This window comes from Vibrio sp. 1S139 (assembly GCF_041439475.1).
GTDB classification, from domain to species: Bacteria; Pseudomonadota; Gammaproteobacteria; order Enterobacterales; family Vibrionaceae; genus Vibrio; species Vibrio crassostreae_C.
This window is the reverse complement of record NZ_JBGOOD010000133.1, coordinates 1-3,041: the sequence shown is the minus strand read 5'-3', so window position 1 is coordinate 3,041 and position 3,041 is coordinate 1. Positions and strand designations below refer to the sequence as shown.

Below are 3,041 nucleotides of genomic sequence, written 5' to 3'. Positions count from 1 at the left end.
TGTCGCAAAGTCGAATTTAGCCCTTAGAAATAAGAGCAGTATAATGACGCAGTGGCCATATTGAATTGATTTTAAAATCAAGCAGTTGAATGAACAGGCGTAAAGCCTGAGCAGTTAAGTATGCTTTCACTCCTTTCTACAAGAGAAGAAGCCGCGACACGTTTCAGAAAGCCATTTAAGGGGGGTTAACCCCGTGTGCTTAATACTGTGCAGTCAGTATTCAACTACAACAGGCTTAGTATATCACAAGATAAAACAATGTGATGGGCTGGCTAGGCGACTCAAAAATGGGGTTATAATGCTCACTTTCGCTGCCTTAGTTGAAACACAGCGACTCTTAATGATTTTTTTGACATTTACCTAACAGGAGGGGATATGGCGGTCTTTAATATCCGTTATTTGGATAAAGAAAAAAATACGCTCAAGTCCGAAACGGTGTACATGCGCTCTTTAGCCGCAGCCAAAACCAGTGCCACTACACACGCGACTGAAAATACGTTTAAAATAGAAATTACCGACGTTGTCAATAAACCCCTCGCCTTTCGCTATTTACCAGGTAAGTGGGATGAAGAAGAAAACCAACTCTAGAATAAGGAAAAGAGATGAACCGTAAAGAATTAGTGGATCATATCGCAGAAGAAGTCGATATCACCAAAAAAGAAGCCGATGCAGCCCTGAAAGCCATCATCGAAGGCATTACCACAACACTGGCCGATGGTGATGACGTGGCTTTGGTTGATTTTGGCACATTCAAAATCACCCACCGTGCCGCACGTGAAGGCCGCAATCCTAGAACGGGCGAAACCATTCAAATTGCCGCGTCAAAAAGCCCAACATTTAAAGCCGGTAAGAAGTTGAAAGATGCTTTAAATCCATAACGCTTTGCTGTTGATTTTCAGCAAAACAACCACATATAAAAAGGTGAGTCACATACATAAATCACCTTCCATTTGATTTGATAGTCATCTCTTGTGACTCAAAAAAGGCAGCCTTCGGGCTGCCTTTTGTCACTTCGCACTAAGTGACATCACGTTAAAAGGTGAATACTTCTGACTAATGAACTAAACTATCAGTAACGCAAAGCTAAAAGAAATTCTCCATTCATTTCTTTGTAGTGCAAAAATGCTTCCGTTCTCGGAGGCATTTTTGTATCTGAATCAATCACTTCGCACTAAAGAATTTAAGTTAAATTCAAAAAGATCATACTCAATGCAATAACAATCCAACACCAAAAACCAATAGTGTTAACCCACATAAAAGCTTTAAATTTTTTAGATTTTGTAGTGACTCGATATTTTATAAACGGGTAAACCAAACAGTAGCCCATATATCGACATCCAATCGTAGATGTCAAAGGATCAAGCAAGTGGCCATTCCACCCATAATATTTATCTAAATTTTTAGCTAATTGTTTATCGAGATAAATAATATGCTTAAAACTTCCATGTGAAACAGTAAAAAGGATAAGGCCACCAGGAACAGCCCAAAGAATGGCATAAAAGGAAATAACCTTTCGAGACAAAAATAATAGAGTGTCAATAAAATCTATCATTCTATTGCCCATTCATACGCAAAATCACCAAATGCCTTACCTGTTGCAGTTCCAGCTATCCCCCCCACACCTCCACCAACTGCAAACGCACCTATTGTCGCCACAGCGACAACGGGAGCAGAGATAGAAATTCCGATCGCAATTAAAATTGCCACAGATCCAGAAGCAATGGATACCCCAACAGAACCTCCAATGGTTCCACCACCAATTCCACCAATAAAGCCACCAACTTCACGGGTCGTTGTCTTTCCACATTCGCCAGAGCCGTCTACTTTGCAAGCTTCGTAAATACTGTCTACGCCACTCGCAACGCCAATACCTAGACCGATATAACCTAACCCTCTCGCAGTAGAAATTCCGATAGCAATATTCGCGGTTCGCTTTCCAAGGCTTGGCACAAAACCGGATTTCAATATTTCATCCGCGTGATGAATCACCGATTTAGTGGAGAGCTTTAAATTACGCTTAACCTGACGGTAAGCTGGGATTTCAACACTTCGCTTAGAGAGCATCGCAAACGAGCCGTCCAACTTTTGAAATAACGTCGCTCGCTCTGCGATAAACGAGCCATAATTCATTCCACCCGTTCGACTTGCCATAGCCACTTGTGACGCATACAAATCATTAATTTCTAAAACAACATTTTGGATATTCTTTAAGTTCTGCTCAACAATCGCAGCCGTCGCCCCAACGCCAGTAGACACCTGAGCATAATAATCACTAGGTAATCCATCCTCTCTGATGCGTTTTTCTAGCTGATAGGAAAACAAATCAAAGTGACGATGTACTGTCGCCACAGCTTCATTGCTCAACTTTGCCAGTTCAGCGCTCGCAGCTTGAGCGTCCTCTTTTAAATCCTTGAGAGCTTGCTTATCTTTCTCCTCAACCGGTTTCATTGTCGGTAGAACAACTATCTCTCCCTGCCTCACATAAGAATTTAAATGGCGATTCTGACCTTTAATGAAATTGATCGTTTTCTGAGAAGTATCCGAAGTAAAGAGTTCACTCCACATCAAATCAATTTGCCCTGTTTCTTCAACCTGATACCAACCAAGCATAAACACATTATCGAGACAAACCTCGGTAGGAATTTCAGAGAGAGCATTCAGCTCTGGGGACGCTAGAGGGGAAGACGTAGGCATACTCCCTAAACTCGGAGAAGGAGAGGAGCTAGGAGCGAAAGAAGCCGTCTCTTGTCTCATTTTCGCCACGGTTTCAGCTTGGACTTGCTTTTGGTCTATCAATGTTTGAGTTTTTGGCGCGACGATAGGATTTTTCATCATCTTTTTTTGAACGTCGGTTTGTGCCTCAAACATGGCGACCGCTTCCTCATAGGTTGTCGTCGTACTTGGATCAGACCAATACATTGACCGAGAATGAGGGAAAGGGTAGTTATCTTTAGCCATCAGTCAGTTGCTCATTATTATATTCAGTAATGAGCATACCAATAATTTCAGGCGTTTATTATTCCTAGAAAGGCGTTTTGGTC

Annotated in this window: 4 protein-coding genes; 2 read left to right on the top strand and 2 right to left on the bottom strand. The window is 41.8% G+C overall.

The genetic code is table 11. The annotated features are described in order from the left end of the window. Positions 1-375: 375 nt before the first annotated feature. Together ACED46_RS21585 and ACED46_RS21580 are read left to right on the top strand one after the other, a co-directional pair. Positions 376-588: a hypothetical protein gene (locus tag ACED46_RS21585; RefSeq protein ID WP_371722425.1), complete on the top strand. Its 213-nt coding sequence runs from the start codon at positions 376-378 to the stop codon at positions 586-588. Between the two features lie 14 nt (positions 589-602). Next, positions 603-878 (top strand): HU family DNA-binding protein, encoded by a 276-nt coding sequence (locus tag ACED46_RS21580; RefSeq protein WP_371722424.1) that lies wholly within the window; start codon positions 603-605, stop codon positions 876-878. A gap of 302 nt (positions 879-1,180) precedes the next feature. On the opposite strand, the gene ACED46_RS21575 is transcribed toward ACED46_RS21580, so the two are convergent. Both ACED46_RS21575 and ACED46_RS21570 read right to left on the bottom strand, forming a co-directional pair. Next, positions 1,181-1,552 carry a hypothetical protein gene (locus tag ACED46_RS21575; RefSeq protein ID WP_371722423.1) on the bottom strand — a complete coding sequence of 124 codons (372 nt, stop codon included), beginning with the start codon at positions 1,550-1,552 and terminating at the stop codon, positions 1,181-1,183. Then, on the bottom strand, positions 1,549-2,958 hold the full coding sequence (locus ACED46_RS21570; RefSeq protein WP_371722422.1) for a hypothetical protein: 1,410 nt from the start codon (positions 2,956-2,958) through the stop codon (positions 1,549-1,551). The genes ACED46_RS21575 and ACED46_RS21570 overlap by 4 nt, the downstream gene beginning before the upstream one ends. Positions 2,959-3,041 lie beyond the last annotated feature (83 nt).

Coding starts and splice junctions, on each gene's coding strand:
- ACED46_RS21585 (WP_371722425.1), top strand. CDS start 376: ATGGCGGTCTTTAATATCCGTTATTTGGATAAAGAAAAAAATACGCTC.
- ACED46_RS21580 (WP_371722424.1), top strand. CDS start 603: ATGAACCGTAAAGAATTAGTGGATCATATCGCAGAAGAAGTCGATATC.
- ACED46_RS21575 (WP_371722423.1), bottom strand. CDS start 1,552: ATGATAGATTTTATTGACACTCTATTATTTTTGTCTCGAAAGGTTATT.
- ACED46_RS21570 (WP_371722422.1), bottom strand. CDS start 2,958: ATGGCTAAAGATAACTACCCTTTCCCTCATTCTCGGTCAATGTATTGG.